Genomic DNA, 23,854 nt, shown 5'->3' on the forward strand with positions numbered 1-23,854 from the left:
GCCGACTGGCACGCACGCACTTTCAGGCCGGCAGGTCTCCTGGCTGACAGGTCGGCGCCGGCTCCCGGCCTTCCCGGTGAAACCAGTGGCATGAGGGGGGAGATCGGCTCGCTGTCTACAGTTGCGGGGGCAGCCACAGCGGCGCGAGGCGCGCCCTGTGTTCCCTCTTCGGCCCCGAAGGGCACCGGCGAACGAACGGCCGTAGGATACCCGATTTCACCGGCGTTTCGGGCCCCCCAGGCGACCGCCGGGCGACCGTCGGGCAGGCGCCGCGGCCGACGCGAAACGCGGCCCGGCGTCGGCGGGCTCGCAGATGAAACGCGCGGTGGAACACGGTACCATGCCGACTTTCGCAATGCGGACGGCCGCACCGGCGCCTTCACGGCCGCCGTGCGGCGACTCGATGGAATCGGACGAAGGGGAAGGGTGCATGACGGCGTGGCTGACGGTAGTGGGCATCGGCGACGACGGCTACGCGGGGCTCGGGCGCGGCGCGCGGCGCGCGCTGCTCGAGGCGAAGCGGGTCATCGGCGCGAAGCGGCACCTCGACATGCTGCCCGCGCGGCTGCCGGCCGAACGCGCCGCGTGGCCGTCGCCGTTCGACCTGTCGGGCCTGCTCGCGCAGCGCGGTTCGCCCGTCTGCGTGCTGGCGAGCGGCGACCCGATGCTGTTCGGCGTCGGCGCGACGCTCGCGCGCGAACTGTCCCCCGACGAATGGCGCGTGCTGCCCGCACCGTCGTCGCTGTCGCTGGCGGCCGCGCGGCTCGGCTGGGCGTTGCAGGACGTCGGCGCGGTGTCGCTCGTCGGCCGGCCGCTCGCGACGCTGGCGCGTCACCTGCTGCCGGGCCGGCGCCTGTTCGTGCTGAGCGCCGACGGCCGCACGCCGGCCACGGTCGCCGCCGAACTCGCCGCGCGCGGCTTCGGCCCGACGCGCATCAGCGTGTTCGAGCACCTCGGCGGCCCGCTCGAGCGGCGCATCGACGGGCTCGCGCAAGACTGGCACATCGACGAAACCGCCGCGCTCAATCTCGTCGCACTCGACTGCCAGGCAGGCCCCGATGCGCCGCGCCGCGCGCTCACGCCCGGCCTGCCCGACGACGCGTACCGCCACGACGGCCAGCTCACCAAGCGCGACATGCGCGCGCTGACGCTCGGACGCCTCGCGCCTGCCCCCGGCGAACTGTTGTGGGACGTCGGCGCGGGCAGCGGCTCGATCGGCATCGAGTGGATGCGCGCGCATCCGTCGTGCCAGGCGATCGCGATCGAGTCGCATGCGGAGCGGCAGCGCTACATCGAGCACAACCGCGACGCGCTCGGCGTACCGGGCCTGCAACTCGTGGCCGGGCGCGCGCCCGATGCGCTCGCGGGGCTCGCCGCGCCCGACGCGATCTTCATCGGCGGCGGCGCGACCGTGCCCGGCGTGCTCGACGCGTGCTGGTCGGCACTGAAGCCCGGCGGCCGGCTCGTCGCGAACGCGGTCACGCTGCAGGGCGAGCTGGCGCTCGCCGCGTGGCGCGACGCGCACGGCGGCACGCTCACGCGCGTATCGCTCGCGCACGCCGAGCCGCTCGGCCGCTTCGACACGTGGCGGCAGCCGTTGCCCGTCACGCTGTACGACGTGCACAAGCCCGCTTCCACGGCGACCGACCTCGCGGACCCTGCCTGATGCGCGACGAAACCCCCGAACAACCGGCACCGCTGCGGTTCGGCTACACGACCGGCAGCTGCGCGACCGCGACGTCGCTCGCCGCCGCACGCGTGCTGCTCGCGGGCCGCGCGGACGATGCGGTCGAGATCGTGTTGCCGAAGGGGCAGCGCGTGATGATGCGGCTCGCGTTCTGCCGGGCCACGGCCGACGGCGCGGAAGCCGGCACGATCAAGGATGCCGGCGACGATCCTGACGTCACGCACGGCGCGCTGATCTTCGCGCGGGTCGCGCTCGCCGCCGTGCCCGGCGTGCGTTTTCACGCGGGGCCGGGGGTCGGCACCGTCACGCGCGCGGGGCTCACGCTGCCGGTCGGCGAACCGGCGATCAATCCGGTGCCGCGCCAGATGATGACCGCGCACCTCGACGCGCTCGCGGCCGAATACGGCTACACGGGCGGCTTCGACGTGACGATCGGTGTCGAGGGCGGCGAGGCGCTCGCGCTGAAGACGATGAACCCGCGGCTGGGCATCGTCGGCGGCTTGTCGATTCTCGGCACGACCGGCATCGTGCGGCCGTTCTCGTGCTCGGCGTACATCGCGTCGATCCATCAGGGCATCGACGTCGCGCGCGCGAACGGGATCGCGCACATCGCCGCGTGCACCGGCAACGCGAGCGAGGATGCGATGCGCGCGCACTACGGCCTGCCCGACATGGCACTGATCGAAATGGGCGATTTCGCCGGCGCGGTGCTCAAGCACCTGCGCCGCGCGCCGGTCGCGCGCCTGTCGATGTGCGGCGGCTTCGGCAAGCTCAGCAAGCTCGCGGCCGGCCATCTCGACCTGCACAGCCGCCATTCGAGCATCGACCTGCCGCTGCTCGCGCAGTGGGCGGCCGAGGCGGGCGCGAACGACGCGCTGCAGGCCGCGATGCGCGCGGCGAACACCAGCCAGGAAGCGCTGAAGCTCGCGCAGGCCGAAGGCGTGCCGCTCGGCGACCTCGTCTGCGCGCACGCGCTGCGGGTCGCGCGCGACATCGTGCCGCCATCGGTCGCCGTCGAGATGTTCGCGATCGACCGGCAGGGCCGCTTCGTCGGGATCGCACGATGAGCGCGCGCATCCTGGTGCTCGGCGGCACCGGCGACGCGCTGAAGATCGCACGCGCGCTCGGTCCGCGGCACGTCTATAGCCTCGCGGGTCTCGGCAAGGTGCCCGACGACCTGCGCTGCGACGTGCGCGTCGGCGGCTTCGGCGGGGCGGCGGGGCTCGCCGCGTATCTGCGCGGTGCCGGCATCGGCCTCGTGATCGACGCCACGCATCCGTATGCCGCGCGCATCAGCGCGAACGCGGCGGCCGCCGCGCGCGACGCGGGCGTGCCGCTGTGGGCGCTGCGCCGCGCGCCGTGGGCGCCGCAACCCGGCGACGACTGGCGGATGGTCGACGACTGGGGCGGCATCGAGGCCGCGCTCGCGCCGTTCCGGCGGCCGCTGTTCACGCTCGGCCGCGAACCGCTCGCGCATCTCGACGCGATCCCGCCGCACCAGTTCTGGCTGGTGCGCTGCCTCGATGCGCATCCCGGCAACGCGCGCGCGCAGATCGTCGCCGCGCGCGGGCCGTTCACGCTCGAAAATGAGCGCGCGCTGTTCGCGCTCGCGGGCATCGACGTCGTCGTCAGCAAGAACAGCGGCGGCGCCGCGACCGAAGCCAAGCTCGACGTCGCGCGCGAACGCCGGCTGCCGGTCGTGATGCTGCGCCGGCCGCCGCTGCCTGACGCCGACCGCGCGTTCAACTCGGCCGCCGCGCTGCTCGATGCGCTCGACCCGGCCGCGCGTGCTTGATGCCACGCAACCCGGCTGTCCCATGAATTGACGGAGATTTTTCGATGACGGTGTATTTCATCGGCGCGGGCCCCGGCGACCCGGAGCTGATCACGGTAAAGGGCCAGCGCCTCGTGCGCACGTGCCCGGTGATCCTGTATGCAGGGTCGCTCGTGCCGCCGGCCGTGCTTGACGGCCATCGTGCGGAACGGGTCGTCAATACCGCCGAGCTCGACCTCGACGCGATCGTCGCGCTGCTCGCCGACGCGCATGCGAAAGGGCAGGACGTCGCGCGCGTGCATTCGGGCGATCCGTCGCTGTACGGTGCGATCGGCGAACAGATCCGCCGGCTGAAAGCGCTCGGGATTCCCTATGAAATCGTGCCGGGCGTGACGGCCACGGCCGCCTGCGCGGCGACGCTCGGGGTCGAGCTGACGCTGCCCGGTGTCGCGCAGACGGTGATCCTCACGCGCTTCGCGGGCAAGACGACGATGCCGGAAGGCGAAGCGCTCGGCGCGCTCGCCGCGCATCGCGCGACGCTCGCGATTCACCTCGGCGTGCGGCATCTCGCGCGGATCGTCGACGAAGTGCTGCCGCATTACGGGCCCGCGTGCCCGGTCGCCGTGATCTATCGCGCGAGCTGGCCCGACGAGGAGCGCGTGACCGGCACGCTGGCCGACATCGTCGGCAAGGTGCAGGGCACGCAGATCGAACGCACCGCGCTGATCCTGATCGGGCGCGTGCTCGATGCGGAAGGGTTCGCGGATTCGACGCTGTACGCGAGCGGGGGGTGATGACGCGTGTACCGAACGCAACGCACTTCGCGTTGCGAGGCATCGCGACAATGGGTTGCCTCGCGAGCGGGGCAACCGATCAATACCCATCGTCGAGCGGCGCTCTCCGCGTGAACCGGCGCGACCGGGTGACAACGGGTAACCGCGCGAACCGGGCCGCCGATCGATGTCCATCGTCGAACGGCACTGCATGAACCGGCAACGGGCAACCGCGCGCCGGCCACGAACCGGGTCGACGCCTTCACGCGCCGCTTCTGAACGGCGCTACGCACGCGCGACACGCCGCGCAAACTGCGGCGCGAAGCCCGCCGCCAGTGCGAACAGCACGACGCACAGGCATGCCATCGCGATCCATGCCGGCGTCAGATCCGCGAGATGCTGGCGCACGATGCCGGCCGCGAACGGAAACAACCCGGCGACCAGATAGCCGACGCCCTGCACGAACCCGGTCAGCGATGCCGCATCGGCCGGCGTCGCCGCATGATCGACCGTGACGATCAGCGACAGCGGAAACAGCGCGCCGATCCCCGCGCCAAGCAGCAGCGCGGCCGGCATCGCGAGCGTGTCCGGCGCGGCCAGCATCACCAGCAATCCGGCGAACAGCGACGCGATCGCCGCGTGCAGCGCGGGCCGGCGATCGGGCAGGCGGTCGATCGTCGCCGAGATCGCCAGCCCCGCGACGACTTCCGCGAGCGTCACGCCGCCGAGCAGGCTGCCGGCCGCGGTCGGCGACCAGCCGAGCCGCATGTAGTACGGCGGCAGCCATGCGAGCACGAGGGTGTAGGCACCCGTCGCGATCCCGAAGAACATCGCGAGCCGCCAGGCCCGCGGCGAGCGCGACGGTCGCGCCTGCATCGGCGGCGCAGCCGTCGGCCCGGACGCCGGTGCGTCACCGCCACGACTGGCCAGCGGCCACGCGAGCGCCGCGACCGCGGCCGGCAGCGCCCAGCCCGCGAGCGCGACCAGCCAGCTCCAGCGGGCCGCGGCGAACGGCGCGACGACGCTCGCGAGCACCGCCCCGCCCATGATCGACGTCGAATAGACGCCCATCGCGCCGCCGATGCGCGTCGCGAAATGCGCCTTCACGAACCCCGGCAGCAGCGCCTGCACCATCGCGATCCCGATGCCCGCGCAACCTGCGCTCGCGAGCAGCAGCCACGCGTGCTGCGCGCCGAAGCGCGACGCGCACGCGAGCCCGATCAGCACGACGCCGAGCCACACGCCGCCGGCGATCCCCGTCACGCGCTGCAGCCACCGCGCCCCGAGCGCGCCCAGGCCCATCAGCAGGATCGGGATCGTGGTCAGCAGGCTCGCCGCGCCATCGCCGATGCCGGTCGCACGCTGGATCATGTCGAGCAGCGGACCGATCGCGGCCAGCGCGGGCCGCAGGTTCAACCCGACCAGTACGACGGCGGCCAGCCGCCAGCCGGGGGAAGTGGAGCGATTCATGATGGAGTGGCCCTCGATATCGGTGCACGACACCTCCGTCCTGCGTGCCGTGCATTTTCATGTAAAGTATCTCGACATCAAGATAAATGCGTATTTATCTCGACGTCAAGATAACTGGTGAGCCGAGGAGGGTTAATGGATCGAGCCGCGCATGCGCTCGCGCAATGGCGCGTCGAGCGTCCGGATCTGGATGCGTCGTCGATGCTCGTGATGGGACGGCTGCAGGAAGCCGCGCTCGTGATCGCGCGCGACGGTCTCAATCCGCTGTTCGCGCGCTACGGGATGCAGCCGGGCGAGTTCGACGTGCTGGCGACGCTGCGGCGCAGCGGCGCGCCGTTCGCGCTGACGCCGACGGCCCTGTACGACGCGCTGATGATGTCGTCGGGCGGGATGACCGCGCGCATCGACCGGCTGCAGAAGGCCGGCTGGGTCGAGCGCCGGCCGAACCCGGCCGACGGCCGCGGCACGCTCGTCGCGCTGACCGACGCCGGCCGCGCGCTGATCGACGATGCGGTGGTCGCGCACGTCGACAATCAGCGCGCGATGCTGGCCGCGCTGTCGGAGGCGGAGCAGGCGCAACTTGCGGCGTTGCTCGAAAAGCTGCTGGCGGGATTGGGAGGAGAAGCGTCGGCCGAAAGGTAGCGCCGCCGCATCGTCACGTCGAACGAACGCGACGAGCGGGACATGGAAACACCGAAAGAAAACGCGCGAAAGGCAGCGCGTGAACCGCCCGCCGCGCGATGCGGCGGGCCGGACAGACGGCGGGCCGCACCGGGTGCGCCCGCCGCGCGGCTCAGCCGCGTGCCGGGATGTTGAGCCCGCGCGCGACGGCCGGACGCGCGACGAACGCGTCGAGCGCCCGCGCGACATGCTTGAATTCGCCGAAGCCGACCAGGTCGCCCGCTTCATAGAAGCCGACGAGGTTGCGCACCCACGGGAAGATCGCGATGTCGGCGATCGTGTACGAATCGCCCAGCACCCACTTGCGGTTCGCGAGATGCGCGTCGAGCACGCCGAGCAGGCGCTTCGATTCGGCGACGTAGCGGTCGCGCGGACGCTTGTCCTCGTAGTCGCGGCCCGCGAACTTGTGGAAGAAGCCGACCTGGCCGAACATCGGGCCGATGCCGCCCATCTGGAACATCACCCACTGGATCGTCTCGTAGCGGCCCGCCGGATCCTTCGGGATCAACTGGCCCGTCTTGTCCGCGAGATAGATCAGGATCGCGCCGGATTCGAACAGCGCCAGCGGCCGGCCGTCGGGGCCGTTCGGATCGATGATCGCCGGGATCTTGTTGTTCGGGTTCAGCGACAGGAATTCGGGCGACAGCTGGTCGTTCGTGTCGAAGCGCACGAGGTGCGGCTCGTACGGCAGGCCGGTTTCCTCGAGCATGATCGAGACCTTGACGCCGTTCGGCGTCGGCAGCGAGTACAGCTGGAGACGGTCGGGATGCTGGGCCGGCCATTTTTTCGTGATCGGGAAGGCGGACAGATCGGGCATGGGGGTTCGTTCGTCAACGTTGAGGATCCGCGCCCCGCCGGCCTGCTACGCGTCGCCGGGCAGCCGCTGACACGGCGGCAGGAACGGGACGAACGCATCGACCGGCGGGCGGGGCGCGCCGAAGACGCCCACTGTAGCCGATCCCCGCGATCGCTGCAGACGGCGGCCACGCGTCGTGTCCGTGCGCCGCCGCGCGCAGCGCGCCTGCCTGTTTCGGTCAGTCGCCTCAACAGACGACGCATCGACGTGTCGCGAACGGGTGCCTGTGGACATCGCGCCAGGCCCTGCGCGCTGCGGCACCCGTGCCACACCGCACCGCATCGTCAGAAGTTGTGCCGCAGCCCGACCATCGCCGCGGTCGTGCCGACCCCGGGCGCGACCGGCTGCCCGTACACGAGCATCTGGTTCATCGTGCCGCGGTTGTTCACGTGGCCGACCTGCGCATAGACCATCGACCGCTTCGACAGGCTGTAGTCGGCCGTGAGCACGACGGCCGTCGAGCGGTTTTCCGAACGGTTGCGGTCCTTCAGGTAATACACCGCCGACGTCACCTGCAACGCGGGCGTGAAGCGATAGCCGACGCCGGCCGACAGCATGTCGAGGTTCACCTTGTCCGCATGCGACGGATTCCTGCCGTTGCCGTACGACGCCGACACCGAGAAGTCACGGATCGTGTATTTCGCGCCGACGTAGATGAAGCGGTTGTTGTCGACGCCGGTCGGCGCGACACCCGGCGCCGGATTCGTGTCGTGGCCGTTGTAGTAGACGGCCGACGCGTTGAGCCCGTAGTTCGAATACCGCAGCACGACCGATTCGCGCGTGCCGCCCTGGAACTGCCCGGCGACGCCGCCGGGCGCGTATTCGAGCGCGATCGACGCGCCCGCGAAGGTCGGCGACTGATAGACGAGCGCATTGCTGTCGTACAGCGCGCCGATCGCGCCGTTGGTGCTCGTGCCCGGCCAGCCGGCCGCGGTGTTCAGGCCGAGCCACGCGGTCAGCACGCTGCCGAAGAACTGCGCGTTGCGCACGTCGGTGTCGGCCATCGCGTAGATCATCGGCACGATCTGGCGGCCGGCCGTGAAGGTGCCGAACGGCCCGGACACGCCGAGCGACGCAACCTGGTTGAAGATCGCGACGGCGCCCGGCGTGTCGCTCAGCTGCATCCTGCCGGTGCCGCTGTCGAACGAGCCCTGCAGCTTGAAGTTGACCTTGTAGCCGCCGCCGATGTCCTCGCTGCCCTTGATGCCCCAGAAGCTCGAATAGATGCCGCCGTCCTTCATGCGGAACACCTTGCCGGTGTTCGGCGCGCTCGGGCCGAACGACGCGGCCGACGTGCTCTGGTACAGCAGGCCCGTGTCGACCACCCCGTACAGCGTGACGGAGGATTGCGCGTGCGCGAGCGCCGCACTGCCGGCAAGCGCCGCGAGCGCGGCCAGTTTCGTCTTCATCGAAGTCTCCAGGATCGTAATGGACCGCACGGGATCGAGCCCGGGCGGGTGCAGCAGGGGAAGCATCGAGGCAGGCGGGAGGGCGCCGGGTGCGACGCCGGTGCGAGCCGTGCGGAAAGACTACGCAACGGCGCGCGGCCGCTCCCCCCCATGCGCGGGGGGCAGGGTTGCGGAGAATCGGAGGGAAGCCCTGGTGACGCGGTTGTCATCAACGGCCGGGCAAGGCCGATCAAGGCCAGTTAAGGCGAGTTGACGCGAGTTGAGGCCGGTTCGGACGTGCGCAGGCGGGCAACGCGCGCGTCAAGGCGCGCTTTCGAGCAACCCGAGCACCAGCGCGCGGCGCACCGCGTGCTTGCGCGAGCTGGCGTCGAGCTTGCCGAACAGGTTCTTCAGGTGCCACTTCACGGTTTCCTCGCCGACGGCGAGCGCCACCGCGATCTCCTTGTTCGACAGGTTGCGCGCGAGCAGTTCGAGGATCGCGCGCTCCTTCGGCGTCAGCACGACGCTCGGCACCGCGCGCGGGCTGGCCGTGCTGCGCGGCGCGGGCGGCACGATGCGCGGCTGCGGCTGTGCGGGCCGGGCGGGTCCGTCGCCCGCGGCCGTCTCGTCGCCGATGCGGCGCGCCCAGTCGGCGACGGCCGGATGCGCGTCGGCGAGCGTGCGCGTGAGGCCGAACATGTCCGCGAGGTTCATCGCCTCGTCGAGCAGCGCGCGGCCGCCGTGCCCGGACTGTTCGAGCGCGAACGCGCTGAGCGCCATGATCTCGATGCGCTCGCGTCCCATGCTCATTTCGCGGGCCAGCACGGCGGCTTCGTCGAGCGCCGCGCACGCATCGTCCCAGCGGCGCGCGGCAAGCGCGGCGCCCGCGTGCGCCATCGCCTGCAGCAGCACGACGGGGCGCCGCCACAGCGGCCCGTGCGACGGAAACTCGGCCGCGGCAATCGCATCGATCCGCTCGACCAGCGCATGGCAGGTCGCCTCGCGATAGCGCGCCGCGTGAATGCGCACCTGCTCGGCGAGGCTCGCGACCGACAGGCGCGGCAGCCGGCGCGCGACGCCCATCGCGTCGAGCGCCTCGAGCAGGTCGATCGCGCGATGCTCGACGCCGCGCAGCAGCGCGATGCGCGCGGCCGTCCGGTAGCCGAGCAGCACGGTGTCGGGCGTGCCCGCGTGCTCGAGCACGTCGAGCCGGTTCGCGAGCAGCGCGGCGGCCTGGTCGACGCGATCGGCCTCGTACGCGATCGCCGCGCACATCGCCGCAAGCATGCAGGTCAGCGGATGGCGGCGCCCGAGATCGGCTTCCGCGCGGGCGAGCGCCGGCGACAACGCGTCGTCCGCGAGCCGGATCTGGCCTTCGCGCAGGTAGCTCAGGCCGGTGATCAGCTCGCCCCAGCGCGCGACGTAGCCGAACCCGGCCGCGGTCGCGCCGCGCGGCGCGGCCTGCTGGAAGCGGCGCGCCTGCGCCGGTTCGCCGACGATGATCGCGCGCGCCGACAGGCGGTTCGCATGCATCTGCGCGAGCCAGGTCGCCCTGGGCGGCGTGAAGTCGGCCCACGGTTCGAACAGCTCGACGAAATGGTCGATTTCGTCCGCGTAGTAGGCCGCCGCACTGAGGATCAGCGCGCATTCGTAGCGCATCGCGGCCGGCGTGCCGGGGTCGGCGAGGATGCCGGCGATCTGGCGCCGCGCCTCGACATGGCGCTCGCCGAGCGCCAGCGCCCACGCGACCGCGATCCGCAGCGTCGGGCGCTTGTCGAGTTCCGCATCGGGCAGCAGCGCGAGCCAGTCGAGCACGTCGTTGATGCGGCCCTGCTTGATCGCGTCCTCGAGGCAGCGCTGCGCGAGCGCGTATGCCGTCTCGAACTGGCCGGCCGCATACGCGTGGCGCGCCGCTTCCTCCGTCATCCCGTGCGCGTCGAGCCACGCGGCCGCGCGTGCGTGCAGCGCGCTGCGGTCTGCTTCGGCGCTCGTCGTCAGACGGTCGCGCAGCGTATCGCGCACGAGCGGATGCAGCCGGCACCAGTCGGAAGCGTCGGACGCGATGAACAGCGGCGTGTCGCGCGCGAGCCGTGCGAGCCGGTCGGGGGCGGCCGCGTCGTCGAGCAGCGCGGCGCACAGCGACGGATGCAGGCGGTCGGCAACGCTCGTGCGGGTCAGGAACGCGGTGTCGTCGGCCGACAAATTCGCGAGCAGCAGTTCGACGAGCCGGTCGCGCGTGCCGTCCATGCGTGCGGCGAGCGCATCGACGGCCTGGCGCGGATCGGCCGAGCGCGCCATCGCGGCCATCGCGAGCTGCAGTCCGAGAGGCCAGCCGTCGACGCGCTCGAACAGCCGCGCGCACGCGTCGGCGTCGACCCGCTGCGCAAAGCGCGCGCCGACCAGCGCGATCGTCTCGTCGAGCGTGAAGCGCAGCCAGTCGGGGCCCGCGAGCGTGCATTGCCCGCCGGCGAGCAGGTCGCCGGCCGCGTGATCGAGCCCGCGCCGGGCCGCGACGACCACCCGCAGGTTCTGCGGCGCGTTGTGCAGCACGTAGGTCAGCGCGTCGAGGCCGGCGGCGGGCAGCCGCTCCGCATCGTCGACGATCAGCAGCGCGTCGATCGACAGTTGCGCGACCTCGGCCAGCCACGCGGTCAGCCCCTCCAGCGCGCGGGCCGCGCCGTCCGGAATCAGGCGCCCGAACGCGGGCCGCGCGCAACCGGTGCGCACCGCCTGCACGAGCCCCTGCAGCAGGCGCGGCGCGTCGTCGCGCTCGTCGGCGGACAGCCACACGACCGCGCGGCCGAGCGCGAGCGATTCGCGCCGCCATTGCGCGAGCAGCGAGGTCTTGCCGTAGCCGGCCGGCGCCTGCACGAGCGTGACGGGCCGGGCGTCGAACGCCGCCGCGGCAAGGCTCAGCCGCGCGCGCGCGAGCAACTGCGCCGGCACGCGCGGCGCGGTCGTCTTCAGCACGAGTTCGGTCGGGGGCGCGTCGGCGCGTTCGGGTGGGTGAGCCATCGGGGCAGCAGTCGGAATCCGGCGCTGCCGTGCAGGCCGGCGTCCGGGGTGGGCGTGGGGGGAAGGATCGGCCGAACCGCGTTCGCGCGTCAATCCCCCCCGCGGCGAGTGGGGCCGCGCCGCCTCCCGGCCGATAGCATGGATTCCGAGGCGTGACGAACGCGATTGACGAATGCAACGGGGAGGGGCCATGAACATCGTATCGACCGGCGCGCGCCGCAGCGCGGCGAGCGCCGGATAAACGGAGCGGCACGATGTATCGCCATCTGCTCGTGACGGTCGACGGCGTGCCCGGCGGCATCGACGCGATCGGCCATGCGCTCGAACTGGCGCGTGCGGTCGGCGCGCGGGTCACGTTCGTGCTGTCCGGCGCGGCGCCGCAATCGCCTGGCTCCGACTCGCGTTTATCCGGAGCGCGGATGCCGGAACACGGTGCGAAAGTGGAAGCCGCCGCCCGGGCGCAGGGCCTGTCCCATGCGATCGCGGGGGCCGGCGATCCGGGGGCCGGCGGCACGTCGCCCGCCACGCTCGCCGGCGAACTCGGCTGCGACCTGATCGGCGTCGCGGCGCTGCCGCACGATGCCGATGCCGGCGCGGCCGCGCAACGGCGGTTGCTGCTGGCGACGAGCGGCGTGCCGGTGCTCGTGTGCCCGGCGCGGCGTGCGCCGGCAGAGGCGCGCGTGATGGCCCGCTGTCTCGCCGCGCATCGCGCGCTCGGCGCGCAGTTGCAGGCGCTGACGCAGTTGCAGGCGCCGACGCTCGCGAGCGAAGCCCCGGACTCGGCAACGCGGCCGGCCGCCGATGCAGACCGCGCGCTCGCGGTGCACGCCGCGTTGGCGTCGCTCGCGGCGCTGCAGGACGCGCGTTCCGGGCCGTCCGCCGAAGCACGCCTGTGCGCGGCATTGCGCAGACGGGCGGAGAGCACCGCGGCCGAACTCGACGAGCTCGACCGCCAGCGGCGCCGCGACGCGCACGCGCTCGACGCGCTGGCGCGGCTCGCCGCCGACGGCTTGCCGTCGGCCGCGTTCGATGCAGCGCTCGCCGTCTATGCGCGCGGCGCGTTCGAGCAGATGGGGCGCATGGAAGGCGTGATTTTCCCGGCCGCGCGGCGCTATTTGAGCGACGCCGACTGGACCGAACTGGACGCGCCTCCGGCGAGCGGCTCAGCCGCGACGACGCCGGACGCGGACGAACCCGACGATGCGTGACGCGCATCCGACTGAAACCCTACGGAGAACCAGATGGCACATGCAGTGCGATTCCACGAAACCGGCGGCCCCGACGTGCTGCGCTGGGAAGCGGTCGAAGTCGGCGACCCGGGCGCGGGGCAGGTCCGCCTGCGGCACGAGGCCGTCGGCCTGAACTTCGCCGACACGTATTTCCGCAGCGGCCTGTATCCGGTGCCGCTGCCGGCCGGCATCGGCGTCGAGGCCGCCGGCGTGGTCGAGGCCGTCGGCCCCGGCGTGACGAACGTCGCCGCCGGCGACCGGGTGACCTACACCGGCTTCCTGAACACGCTCGGCGCGTACAGCACCGAACGGCTGATCGCCGCCGCGCCGCTCGTGAAGCTGCCGGCCGGGATCGCCTGCGAAACGGCCGCGGCGATGACGATGCGCGGCCTGACGTCGGCGTACCTGTTGCGCCGCATCCACGCGTTCGCGCCGGGCGACACGATCCTGCTGCACGCGGCCGCGGGCGGCGTCGGGTTGATCGTGTCGCAATGGGCGAAGCTGCTCGGGCTGACGGTGATCGGCACCGTGTCGAGCGAGCACAAGGCCGCGATCGCCCGCGCGCATGGCTGCGACCATACGATCGACTACAGCCGCGAGGACGTCGCGAAGCGCGTGCGCGAACTGACCGGCGGCGCGGGCGTCGACGTCGTGTTCGACAGCGTCGGCAAGGACACCTTCGAGGGCTCGCTCGATTCGCTGAAGCGGCGCGGGCTGATGGTCTGCGTCGGTACCGCGTCGGGCCCGATCCCGCCGTTCGACCCGCAGCGCCTCGCGATGAAGGGTTCGCTGTACCTGACGCGCCCGGCGCTGGCCGACTACATCGCCGATCCGGCCGAGAAGAACGACCTAGCCGGCGAGCTGTTCGCGCACGTCGCGGCCGGCCGCATCCGGATCGAGATCAACCAGCGTTACGCGCTGCAGGACGCGGCACAGGCGCACCGCGATCTCGAGTCGCGCAAGACGACCGGCTCGTCGGTATTCATCGTCTGAGGAGACGCGCATGCGAGTCGAACCCCTGACCTGTGCGATCGGCGCGGAGCTGCTGGACGTGAGCCTCGCCGACGCCGTGCACGACGACGGCCTGTTCGCCGAGATCCGCACGCAACTGCTGCGCCATCGCGTGCTGTTCCTGCGCGACCAGGACATCACGCGCGCCGAGCACGTCGCGTTCGCACGCCGCTTCGGCGAGCTCGAGGATCATCCGGTCGCCGGCAGCGATCCCGAGCACCCGGGGCTCGTGCGGATCTACAAGTCGCCCGACCAGCCGAACGACCGCTACGAGAATGCGTGGCACAGCGATGCGAGCTGGCGCGTGGCGCCGCCGCTCGGCTGTGTGCTGCGCTGCATCGAGGGTCCGCCGGTTGGCGGCGACACGATGTGGGCGAACATGGTGCTCGCATACGAGAACCTGCCGGAACACGTGAAGCAGCAGATCGAAGACTTGCGCGCACGCCACAGCATCGAGGCGAGCTTCGGCGCGGCGATGCCGGTCGACAAGCGCCTCGCGCTGAAGGCGCAGTATCCGGACGCAGAGCATCCGGTCGTGCGCACGCATCCCGAAACCGGCGAGAAGGTGCTGTACGTGAACGCGTTCACGACGCACTTCACGAACTTCCATACGCCCGGGCGCGTGCGCTTCGGGCAGGACGCGAATCCGGGCGCCGGCCAGCTGCTGCAATACCTGATCAGCCAGGCTTACATCCCCGAATACCAGGTGCGCTGGCGCTGGAAGAAGAACAGCGTCGCGATCTGGGACAACCGCAGCACCCAGCATTACGCGGTGATGGACTACCCGCCGTGCGTGCGCAGGATGGAGCGCGCGGGCATCGTCGGCGACGTGCCGTTCTGAGCGCGCCCGCACCTTAACCGACTCGCAACCCTGTACACGACGCGCCAGGCCAGCCGCCCGGCGCGGCGGGATACGCACGCCCGTACGCCTGCACTAAAACGATTCCCACTGGAGGACGACATGCAATTTCTCGACGATTCGCTGCACCCGGAAAACCAGGACAAGGTAGTCATCACGGTCGCGCCGTACGGCCCCGAATGGATGCCCGCCGACTTTCCGGAAGACATTCCGGTGACGATGGACGAGCACGTGCAGAAGGCCGTCGACTGCTACAACGCGGGCGCGACGGTGCTGCACCTGCACGTGCGCGAACTCGACGGCAAGGGCAGCAAGCGGCTGTCGAAATTCAACGAGCTGCTCGGCCGGCTGCGCGAGGCGGTGCCCGACATGATCCTGCAGGTCGGCGGCTCGATCTCGTTCGCGCCGGAAGGCGACGGCGCCGAGGCGAAATGGCTGTCCGACGACACGCGCCACATGCTCGCCGAGCTGACGCCGAAGCCCGACCAGGTGACGGTCGCGATCAACACCGTGCAGATGAACATCACCGAGCTGATGAACCGCAAGGACATCGCCGGCACCTCGCTGAACGAAGCCGCGCTGTGGGACGCGTACCGCGAGATGACCGTGCCGGCCGGCCCCGGCTGGGTCGACGAGCACCTGCGCCGGCTGCAGGCGGCCGGCATCCAGCCGCATTTCCAGCTCACCGGCATGCACGCGCTCGAGACGCTCGAGCGGATCATCCGCCGCGGCGTCTATCGCGGGCCGCTGAACGTCACGTGGGTCGGCATCGGCGGCGGCTTCGACGGCCCGAATCCGTACAACTTCATGGAATTCGTGCGGCGCTGCCCGGACGGCGCGTGCATCACGCTCGAATCGCTGATGAAGAACGTGCTGCCGATCAACACGGTCGCGATGGCGCTGGGCCTGCATCCGCGCTGCGGGATCGAGGACACGATCATCGACCAGAAGGGCAACCGGATGACGTCGGTGCAGCAGGTCGAGCAGTGCGCGCGGATCGCGCGCGAACTCGGGCGCGAGATCGCCACCGGCAAGGAGGCGAAGGCGATCTACCGGATCGGCGTGCAGTACGACGGCGTCGACGAGACGCTCGCGCAGCTCGGGATGGCGCCGAACCGCCGGCCGGGCCAGCTGAGCGTGCCGCTGCGCGCGGCCTGACGCACCGGGCGACCGTGCAACCGGGCGGCCCGCGAGCGCCGCCCGCCGATCGATGTGGCGCGGCACCCACCCTCGCGCCGTGCGCGAGGCAAGCTCCGACGAACGGAGCGGGGCCGCGCAAGCCGCGCCGGCGCGTTGCCGCACCGGTGCCGGAGGAGACACGCATGCTGATTCATCACGTCGAGCCGTCGCTGCAGGACGTGGCGGCCACCGGGCGGCGCGCGCCGGCCTATGCCTGGCTCGTGTTCGGGCTGACCGTCGGCCTGCTGCTGTCGGACTACATGTCGCGGCAGGTGCTCAATGCCGTGTTTCCGCTCCTCAAGCACGCGTGGGGACTGTCGGACACGCAGCTCGGCTCGCTCTCCGGCGTCGTCGCGCTGCTGGTCGGCCTGCTGACGTTCCCGCTGTCGGTGCTCGCCGACCGCTTCGGCCGCGTGCGCAGCATCGTGCTGATGGCCGCGCTGTGGAGCGTCGCGACGCTCGGCTGCGCGCTGTCGACCAACTACGCCCAAATGCTCGTGTCGCGCGGCCTCGTCGGGCTCGGCGAAGCCGCGTACGGCAGCGTCGGCGTCGCACTGATCCTCAGCATCTTTCCGGCCCGGCTGCGCGCGACGCTGACCGGCGCGTTCATGGCCGGCGGCGCGTTCGGCTCCGTGTTCGGGATGGCGCTCGGCGGCCTCGTCGGCGCGCATCTCGGCTGGCGCTGGTCGTTCGGCGTGATGGCCGCGCTCGGCATCGTGCTGCTCGTCGCGTACCGCGGCGTGGTCACCGAACGGCGGCTCGCGGCCTGCCGCGTCGAACCGTGCCGGCCCCATGCCGATGCGCCGCGCGACCTGCGCGGCAGCGTGCGCGCGCTGATGTCGGGGCTGTTCGCATCGCGTTCGGTGATCTGCGCGTATGTCGGCAGCGGGCTGCACCTGTTCGTGCCCGGCGCGCTGTTCGCGTGGCTGCCGAGCTACCTGAACCGTTATTACGCGATGGCGCCGGACCGCGCCGCGGTGCTCGCGGCCGGCTTCGTGCTGCTGTCGGGCGTCGGGATGGTCGGCTGCGGGATCGTCACCGACCGTGTCGGCAAAACCGACGGCAAGCGCAAGTGGTTGACCGCGATCGCGTATTGCGTGCTGACGGGCGTGTGCCTCGCGGCCGCGTTCCGGCTGCCGCCCGGGCCGCTGCAACTCGCGCTGATTTGCGCGGGCATGCTGGTCGGTGCGGGCGCGTCCGGCGCATCGGGCGCGATGGTCGCGAACCTGACGCCCGCCGCGATCCATGCATCGGCGTTCGCGACGCTCACGCTCGCCAACAACCTGCTCGGCATGGCGCCGGGCCCGCTGCTGACGGGGTGGGTCGCCGATCGCGCCGGCCTCGTCGGCGCACTGCAATGGATTCCCGTCGTGCCGCTCGCGGCCGCCGTGTTGTTCGCGATCGGACGCGCGAGCTACGCGGCCGATCTCGCGCGCGTCGAACGCGAACGGCGCGCGTCCCACCTTTCCTGAACCGAACCCTCCCGGAGGCTGCATGACCCTGGCGACCGCGCCCACCATCCTGATCGTGCCCGGCTTGCGCGATCACGTCGAAGACCATTGGCAGACGCATCTGCAACGACGCCTGCCGAACGCACGGTCCGTCGCGCCGCTCGAAGCCGACAAGCTGAGCCGCGCCGCGCGCGTCGCGGCACTCGATGCGGCGCTCGCCGCGATCGACGGCCCCGTGATTCTGGTCGCGCACAGCGCGGGCGTGATGATCACGGTGCACTGGGCACGGCAGGCCACGCGCAAGATCCACGGCGCGCTGCTCGCGGCACCGGCCGATCTCGACACGCCGATGCCCGCCGGTTACCCGGCGCCCGACGCGATCGCCGCGAACGGCTGGACCCCGGTACCGACCGGGCGGCTGCCGTTTCCGAGCGTCGTGGCCGCTAGCCGCAACGATCCGCTCGCGCGCTTCGAACGCGTCGAACTGCTGGCGGCCGGGTGGGGCAGCAAGCTCGTCGATCTCGGCGAAGTCGGGCATCTGAATCCGGCGTCCGGGTACGGCGAGTGGCGGGATGCGGAGCGGCTGATCGGGGAGGTGATCGCGCTCGGTGCGGCCTGAGCGCCATCGGCAACGCGCCGCGCATGAATTCCCTGCCGGCGCGTCAACGTGAACCGATTCCATTTGAGCGCCCAGCGACATACGACGTCCTAACACGCCGCGTGCCCGTCGCCGTGTCGCGGCGCCAAATCGTTCAATCTACAAATCCTCGGGAAACGGAAGGTTTCTGTTAGGGAAATTCCCGCCCCGCGCCAGTCGGTTTTTTGTTGACCGACATCGTATAACGCCGTCATGATTTCCTGAAAAGAAAGGTCCCATCCACCGACCGAAGTGAGGAGACATGAACGCCACCCCGATCGCTCGCCGTGTCCGCCGGATCGCACTCGCGCTGGGTTTCACGCTGTCGGCCGCGGCAGCCGTTGCCGCACCCGTATCGCTGAACGTCGTCGACGTCGCGGGCAACCTGCAGCTCACGCAGAAGGCCATCGAGGCGTTCAAGGAGAAGAACCCGAATCTCGTCGCGAACGTCACGTTCACGAACGCGCCCGCGCCGCAGCTGCCGGGCAAGATCAAGGCGATGCAGGCGGCGGGGCGCGCCGACATCGATCTCGTGCTGACCGGCACCGACGCGCTGGCCGCCGGCATCGAGCAGAACCTGTGGCTGAAGCTGCTGCCCGACAACGCGGGCGCGTTCCCCGGCGTGCTCGACCGGTACGCGCCCGGCCCGCGCAAGATGCAGGATGTCGCGCAGGGCTTCGGCCTCGAAGTGACCTACATGCCGGCCGGCCCGCTGCTCGAATACAACCCGGCGAAGGTCGCCGACCCGCCGAAGACGCCCGAACAGCTGCTCGCGTGGTGCAAGGCGCATCCGAACAAGCTGATCTACGCGCGCCCGGCGAACTCGGGCCCCGGCCGCACGTTCCTGATGGGGCTGCCGTACGTGCTGGGCGACAAGAACCCGCAGGATCCGATCAACGGCTGGGACAAGACCTGGGCGTTCCTGAAGCAGCTCAACGACTGCGTGCCGTACTACCCGGGCGGCACGTCGGCCGTGATGAAGGAGCTCGGCGAAGGCACGCGCGACATGACCGTGACCGTCACCGGCTGGGACCTCAACCCGCGCGCGCTCGGCATCGTGCCGGCCGACTTCCGGATCCAGGCGTTCGACAACATGACGTGGGTCAACGACGCGCACTACATGGTGATTCCGAAGGGCGTGGCGAAGGACAAGCTCGACGTGCTGTTCAAGCTGATGAACTTCCTGCTCGAACCGGCGCAGCAGGCGATGACCTACGACGACGGCTACTTCTATCCGGGCCCGGCGGTGAAGGGCGTGACGCTCGAGATGGCGCCCGCGCACAGCCAGGAAGTGATCAGGAAGTTCGGCCGCCCCGAGTACGCGAAGCTGCTCGCGGAACGTCCGCACGTGCAGCCGCTCAACGCGCAGGCGATGGTGGCCGCGTTCCAGAAGTGGGACCGCGAGATCGGGTCGCAGAAGTCGAAATGACGGATGAACCCGCGGGCGCCGCGGCGCCCGCGCCGACGGAGTTCGCGTAATGAAGCACAGTTTCGAACGGTTGCGGCTCGACGGCGTGTGCCGCAGCTTCACCAATGCGGAGGGCGCGCAGGTCGCCGCACTGAACGGGCTCGATCTCGACATCCGGCGCGGCGAGTTCGTCGCGCTGCTCGGCCCGTCGGGCTGCGGCAAGTCGACCGCGCTGAACTGCATCGCCGGGCTGCAGCCGCTCACGAGCGGCGGCATCTGGCTCGACGACACGCGCATCGACGTGCTGCCGCCCGAGCGCCGCGGCTTCGGCATGGTGTTCCAGAACTACGCGCTGTTTCCGCACATGTCGGTGCTCGAAAACGTCGGCTTCGGGCTGAAGATGCGCGGCGTGCCGAAGCAGGAAACGCGGCGGCGCGCGCAGCAGGCGCTCGAACTCGTGCAGCTCGTCGGCCACGAGGGCAAGCTGCCCGGGCAGTTGTCGGGCGGGCAGCAGCAGCGCGTCGCGATCGCGCGCGCGATCGTCATCGAGCCGCCGCTGGTGCTGATGGACGAGCCGCTGTCGAACCTCGACACGAAGCTGCGCATCGAGATGCGCGCCGAGATCCGCCGCATCCACACGCAACTCGAACGCGCGACGATCTACGTGACGCACGACCAGGACGAGGCGCTGTCGATGGCCGACCGGATCGTCGTGATGAAGGAGGGCGTCGTGCAGCAGGTCGCGTCGCCGAAGGACGTGTACACGCGCCCGCACAACCTGCACGTCGCGCGCTTCATGGGCTATCGCAACGTGCTGCCGTTCACGCTCGAAGGCATGGCCGGCGATTACGTGAACGTCGCCGCCGCGGGTGTGCGCATCACCGGCGTGCCGATGGCGGGCTTCGACGGCAAGGACGTCGTGGTCGCGCTGCGCCCCGACGACATCGAGCGCGCACAAGCAGGCGCCGACAACGCATTCGACGCGACCGTCGAAACGGTCGAATACGGCGGCCGCGACTCGCTCATTCGCGCGATCACGCCGTTCGGCCCGATCTGGGCGCGCGTCGCCGGCGAATTCGCGCAGGGCGAACGGCTGCGGCTGCGCGTGAGCCCGGCGCGCACGCTCGTCTATGCGGGAGACGCGCGATGAACGGCCGCGGCGCCGCGTGCGCGGCAGCGCGCCCCCGGGAGGCCAGCATGAAAACCATCCCCGATCGCCGCCGGACGCACATTCTTGCGCAACGGAATGCTTCTGTCGGGCACTGTCGAAACAGCACTTGCAAGGGCGGTGCCGCATGAGCACGCTCGCGACCGGCGGCGCGCCGCGCGACGCGAAGGCGTGGCTCGTCACGCCCGCGCTCGCGTTCATCGTCGCGCTGTTCATCTATCCGTTCGCGTACGGCCTCGTGCTGTCGTTCCAGCCGACGAACGGCGGCGGCGTGCTCGCGAACTACGTGCAGTTCTTCACCGACACGGCGATGTGGCCGACCGTGCTCGTCACGCTGAAGCTCGCGGTGCCGGCGACGCTGATCAACGTCGGCATCGCGGTGCCTGTCGCGTTCGCGCTGCGCCGCAACTCGCCGTACCAGAAGTTCGTCACGACGCTGCTCGTGATTCCCGTCACGCTCGGCACGGTGCTCGTCGCCGACGGGATGCTCACGTACTTCGGCCCGAACGGCTGGTTCCCGCAGGCGCTGCAAGGGCTGCACCTGTACACCGACGAGGTGCGCCTCACGCACAACTACTGGGGCGTGCTGCTGTCGCTGATCGTGTCGGGCTTTCCGTTCGCGTTCCTGCTGATGCTGTCGTACATCAGCGGCATCGACCCGACGCTCGCGCGCGCCGCGGCCACGCTCGGCGCGAACCCGTGGCAGCAGTTCCGGCGGATCTACCTGCCGCTGCTCGTGCCGGGGCTCACGATGGCCGCGTGCCTGTCGTTCGTGCAGGCGTTCTCGGTGTTCCCGTCAGCCGTGCTGCTCGGCGCGCCGGCCGGGCCGACGCGAGTGATCTCGATCGCGGCCGCCGAAGCCGCGTTCGAGAGCTACGACTATTCGCTCGCGTCGGCGATCGCGATCGTGATGGGCTTCGTGCAGCTGCTGGTGGTCGCGTCGATGCTCGGCGCGCGCCGCTTCTTCTATACCGGTCCGGTCACGGGAGGCAAGGGCTGATGGCGACCGACAATCATGCCGCGCCGGCGTGGCCGCCGAAGCACAGCCCGCCCGGCGCGCAGCCGGTCAACGCGATGAAGCCGCGCAAACTGCGCGGCAGCCTCGCCGGCCGTGCATGGAAGGCGCTCGTGTGGGGGCTGATGGCGTTCTTCCTGCTGAACGTGATGCTGCTGATCGCGACCGTCGCGGTGAACTCGGTCGCGACGCGCTGGTTCGGCACGCCGCTGCCGCAGGGCTTCACGCTGCACTGGTATGCCAAGGCGTGGGAAGACTTCCAGCTCGCGAGCGTGCTGTGGGTGACGGTCGAAGTGGTCGGCGCGGTGGTGCTGCTGTCGGTCGCGCTCGGCGTGCCGGCCGCCTATGCGCTCGCGCGCGTGCAATTCCGCGGCAAGCGCTTCGCGCTGCTGGTGTTCCTGCTGCCGCTGATGGTGCCGCCCGTCACGTACGGGATCCCGATGGCGACCGTGATGTACAAGGTCGGGCTCGCCGGCACGCTGCCGGGCGTGATCCTCGCGAACCTGGTACCGGCGCTGCCGTTCGTGATCCTCGTGATGACGCCGTTCATCGAGCAGATCGATCCGAACCTCGAAGCCGCCGCGCGCATCTTCGGCGCGAACACGTGGCGCTATTTCCGCTACGTGCTGTTGCCGCTGCTGGTGCCCGGCATGCTCGCGGCCGGGCTGCTCGTGCTGGTGCGCACGATCGGGATGTTCGAGCTGACCTTCTTCACCGCGGGCCCGAGCACGCAGACGCTCGTCGTCGCGCTGTATTACGCGGTGTTCTCGACCGGCGTGCGCGCGCCGCAGTCGATCGACGCGATGGCGATGATCTACATGGCCATCACGCTCGTGTGGGTCGTGATCGCGCTGCAGTTCGTGAGCCCGACGCAGCTCGTGAGTCGCGTGAAGCAGGAGCGGCAATAGGCGTCCACGTGTGGCGGCGTGCGTTAACGCGACTCAACGCGAAGGACAGCGGCGGCGCAGCGATGCAGGCGGTCCTGCCGATGCTTGCGCGCGCCATCCGTGCAATTGGTTACAAATGGATACCGCGAACCGTGCACGGACGTTGCAGACTACGCAGCGTACCGGCCCGGCGATACGTTCGCTCGCATCGCCGCATGCCGCCCGACGTTCACCCGATTCGCGGAGTTCCATGAAGTTTCCCACGCTGCTCACGCTCGGCTGTGCGGCCACGCTGCTTGCCGCCTGCAACCTGCTCCACGACGGCCCCGGATCGAGCGACGTCGATGCCGCGGTGCGCCGCGCGCTCGAAGCGGAAAACCACGGCGGCCTGAACGCGCTGTTCGGCCAGCCGCTGCCCGTGTCGGCCGACGTGATCTCGGCGAAACCCGACGGCGACTGCAGGAAGGTCGGCGAACGGACCTACACGTGCGACGTCGTGGTCACGTGGCGCAACCACGATTACGCGCCGTCGCGCGCGAACCTGACCTTCGTCAAGGCCGCCGACGGTTCGTGGCAGACCTCGGGCGTCGACGCGGCCATCGCGACCGGCGCCGCCAAATCGCTGATCGACCGGATCGGCAAGGCGTGGCCCGGCAACGCGGCGAGCGGTGCGTCAGCGCCGCAGTGACGCGGCCGGCGACGGGCTTCGTCGCGCTTTCTTCAGAGGACGCTCCCGGCGCGCGGAACCGTACCGTTCTCCACGGACCGCTGGCGGACTGCGCGAACGGTGCCGCGACCGCGGCGGTGCCCCATCTTGTTCGACCCGTGCTCGGGCCCGGATTAGCGGCAAAAAAGGGCGCAAACGCGACCGGGTATCGACCGAACCCATCCTCGGTATGCGGATCGGAATATAGGGAAAACCCTTAATTCGAGCTATAATCACGACCTAGAAGAAAGGTCGAACCATGCCCGAACGTCTCCAATCCCTTGAAAAATTTGTGTTTTCCCTGGTCGTGATGTCCGCGGTCTTCTGCTCCGCGTTCCTCGCGTACGAGCGTCACCCCGAGATCAAGATCGCGCTGCACGAAGGCGAAGCGCTGATGCGCGAAAGCGCCAAGTATTCGGTCATCTGCTCGCCGTCCAAGGTCGATCCTTGCGTCGAGATGTCCGCTTACTGATCGATCTTCGCGTCGAGGCTCGCGCGCCGGTCGGCGCGGCAGCGAACGGTGTCCGGGGCACCGTTTCATCAGTTTTGGACTCGTCCTACAGATTTGGCGGCCTGATTTCCTTGAAGTAGCGCCCATCAGGAATTCGGAAACCGGCCGCAAGACAGGGCGGATGTACGAACCCGTACCGTGCCGAGTCG

Annotated in this window: 21 protein-coding genes and 1 riboswitch; of the genes, 17 read left to right on the forward strand and 4 right to left on the reverse strand. The window is 70.6% G+C overall.

What is annotated here, in order from left to right; genetic code table 11:
* Positions 1–11: 11 nt before the first annotated feature.
* A riboswitch (cobalamin riboswitch) is annotated at positions 12–204 on the reverse strand.
* Between the two features lie 226 nt (positions 205–430).
* From cbiE to cobM, 4 genes are read left to right on the forward strand one after another with little or no spacing between them, the layout of a single operon-like run.
* Entirely contained in the window at positions 431–1,666 is a 1,236-nt protein-coding gene (cbiE, locus tag DIE12_RS13210; RefSeq protein WP_124485717.1) for a precorrin-6y C5,15-methyltransferase (decarboxylating) subunit CbiE, read from the forward strand.
* Complete coding sequence (locus DIE12_RS13215) at positions 1,666–2,754, forward strand: cobalt-precorrin-5B (C(1))-methyltransferase (protein ID WP_124485489.1); 1,089 nt, start codon at positions 1,666–1,668, stop codon at positions 2,752–2,754. The genes cbiE and DIE12_RS13215 overlap by 1 nt, the downstream gene beginning before the upstream one ends.
* Positions 2,751–3,482 (forward strand): cobalt-precorrin-6A reductase, encoded by a 732-nt coding sequence (locus DIE12_RS13220; RefSeq protein ID WP_124521770.1) that lies wholly within the window; start codon positions 2,751–2,753, stop codon positions 3,480–3,482. Before DIE12_RS13215 ends, DIE12_RS13220 begins: the two co-directional genes overlap by 4 nt.
* 44 nt (positions 3,483–3,526) lie before the next feature.
* A complete protein-coding gene (gene cobM, locus DIE12_RS13225; protein WP_124485487.1) occupies positions 3,527–4,255 on the forward strand; it encodes a precorrin-4 C(11)-methyltransferase in 729 nt (242 codons plus the stop codon).
* A 264-nt stretch (positions 4,256–4,519) separates the two neighbouring features.
* Here the strand turns inward: cobM and DIE12_RS13230 are convergent, their stop codons facing one another.
* On the reverse strand, positions 4,520–5,704 hold the full coding sequence (locus DIE12_RS13230; protein ID WP_124521768.1) for an MFS transporter: 1,185 nt from the start codon (positions 5,702–5,704) through the stop codon (positions 4,520–4,522).
* A gap of 135 nt (positions 5,705–5,839) precedes the next feature.
* On the opposite strand from DIE12_RS13230, the gene DIE12_RS13235 reads away from it, so the two are divergent.
* A complete protein-coding gene (locus DIE12_RS13235) occupies positions 5,840–6,346 on the forward strand; it encodes a MarR family winged helix-turn-helix transcriptional regulator (protein ID WP_124520773.1) in 507 nt (168 codons plus the stop codon).
* Positions 6,347–6,497: 151 nt separating this feature from the next.
* Here DIE12_RS13235 and DIE12_RS13240 read toward each other — a convergent pair whose 3' ends face one another.
* The 3 genes from DIE12_RS13240 to DIE12_RS13255 all read right to left on the reverse strand — a co-directional run bounded on the left by DIE12_RS13240 (position 6,498) and on the right by DIE12_RS13255 (position 11,644).
* The gene (locus DIE12_RS13240; protein WP_124521766.1) at positions 6,498–7,202 is read right to left on the reverse strand and encodes a glutathione S-transferase N-terminal domain-containing protein; all 705 of its coding nucleotides are present in this window, start codon (positions 7,200–7,202) and stop codon (positions 6,498–6,500) included.
* 323 nt (positions 7,203–7,525) lie between these two features.
* Positions 7,526–8,650, reverse strand: coding sequence for a porin (locus DIE12_RS13250; protein WP_124485483.1), 1,125 nt, complete (start codon positions 8,648–8,650; stop codon positions 7,526–7,528).
* Between the two features lie 300 nt (positions 8,651–8,950).
* A complete protein-coding gene (locus tag DIE12_RS13255; protein WP_124521762.1) occupies positions 8,951–11,644 on the reverse strand; it encodes a LuxR C-terminal-related transcriptional regulator in 2,694 nt (897 codons plus the stop codon).
* Positions 11,645–11,898: 254 nt separating this feature from the next.
* On the opposite strand from DIE12_RS13255, the gene DIE12_RS13260 reads away from it, so the two are divergent.
* From DIE12_RS13260 to DIE12_RS13315, 12 genes are all read left to right on the forward strand, one after another.
* Complete coding sequence (locus tag DIE12_RS13260) at positions 11,899–12,852, forward strand: universal stress protein (RefSeq protein ID WP_124521760.1); 954 nt, start codon at positions 11,899–11,901, stop codon at positions 12,850–12,852.
* Between the two features lie 33 nt (positions 12,853–12,885).
* Complete coding sequence (locus tag DIE12_RS13265; protein WP_124485480.1) at positions 12,886–13,866, forward strand: quinone oxidoreductase; 981 nt, start codon at positions 12,886–12,888, stop codon at positions 13,864–13,866.
* Between the two features lie 10 nt (positions 13,867–13,876).
* On the forward strand, positions 13,877–14,725 hold the full coding sequence (locus DIE12_RS13270) for a TauD/TfdA family dioxygenase (RefSeq protein ID WP_124521758.1): 849 nt from the start codon (positions 13,877–13,879) through the stop codon (positions 14,723–14,725).
* Positions 14,726–14,845: 120 nt separating this feature from the next.
* On the forward strand, positions 14,846–15,901 hold the full coding sequence (locus DIE12_RS13275; protein ID WP_044843535.1) for a 3-keto-5-aminohexanoate cleavage protein: 1,056 nt from the start codon (positions 14,846–14,848) through the stop codon (positions 15,899–15,901).
* Positions 15,902–16,065: 164 nt separating this feature from the next.
* Complete coding sequence (locus tag DIE12_RS13280; RefSeq protein WP_124521756.1) at positions 16,066–17,394, forward strand: MFS transporter; 1,329 nt, start codon at positions 16,066–16,068, stop codon at positions 17,392–17,394.
* Between the two features lie 22 nt (positions 17,395–17,416).
* The gene (locus DIE12_RS13285) at positions 17,417–17,992 is read left to right on the forward strand and encodes an alpha/beta hydrolase (protein ID WP_124485477.1); all 576 of its coding nucleotides are present in this window, start codon (positions 17,417–17,419) and stop codon (positions 17,990–17,992) included.
* Between the two features lie 280 nt (positions 17,993–18,272).
* Entirely contained in the window at positions 18,273–19,439 is a 1,167-nt protein-coding gene (locus tag DIE12_RS13290) for an ABC transporter substrate-binding protein (protein WP_044843531.1), read from the forward strand.
* A 49-nt stretch (positions 19,440–19,488) separates the two neighbouring features.
* A complete protein-coding gene (locus tag DIE12_RS13295) occupies positions 19,489–20,568 on the forward strand; it encodes an ABC transporter ATP-binding protein (protein WP_124521754.1) in 1,080 nt (359 codons plus the stop codon).
* 145 nt (positions 20,569–20,713) lie between these two features.
* Entirely contained in the window at positions 20,714–21,586 is an 873-nt protein-coding gene (locus DIE12_RS13300; protein ID WP_044843529.1) for an ABC transporter permease, read from the forward strand.
* The gene (locus DIE12_RS13305) at positions 21,586–22,509 is read left to right on the forward strand and encodes an ABC transporter permease (RefSeq protein ID WP_124521752.1); all 924 of its coding nucleotides are present in this window, start codon (positions 21,586–21,588) and stop codon (positions 22,507–22,509) included. Before DIE12_RS13300 ends, DIE12_RS13305 begins: the two co-directional genes overlap by 1 nt.
* A 229-nt stretch (positions 22,510–22,738) precedes the next feature.
* Positions 22,739–23,176: a hypothetical protein gene (locus DIE12_RS13310; RefSeq protein ID WP_124485474.1), complete on the forward strand. Its 438-nt coding sequence runs from the start codon at positions 22,739–22,741 to the stop codon at positions 23,174–23,176.
* Positions 23,177–23,453: 277 nt separating this feature from the next.
* A complete protein-coding gene (locus DIE12_RS13315; RefSeq protein WP_044843526.1) occupies positions 23,454–23,666 on the forward strand; it encodes a hypothetical protein in 213 nt (70 codons plus the stop codon).
* The last annotated feature ends 188 nt before the right edge of the window (positions 23,667–23,854 follow it).

Origin of the sequence: Burkholderia sp. Bp9015 (assembly GCF_003853505.1) — a bacterium.
In the GTDB taxonomy this organism is placed as follows: domain Bacteria; phylum Pseudomonadota; class Gammaproteobacteria; order Burkholderiales; family Burkholderiaceae; genus Burkholderia.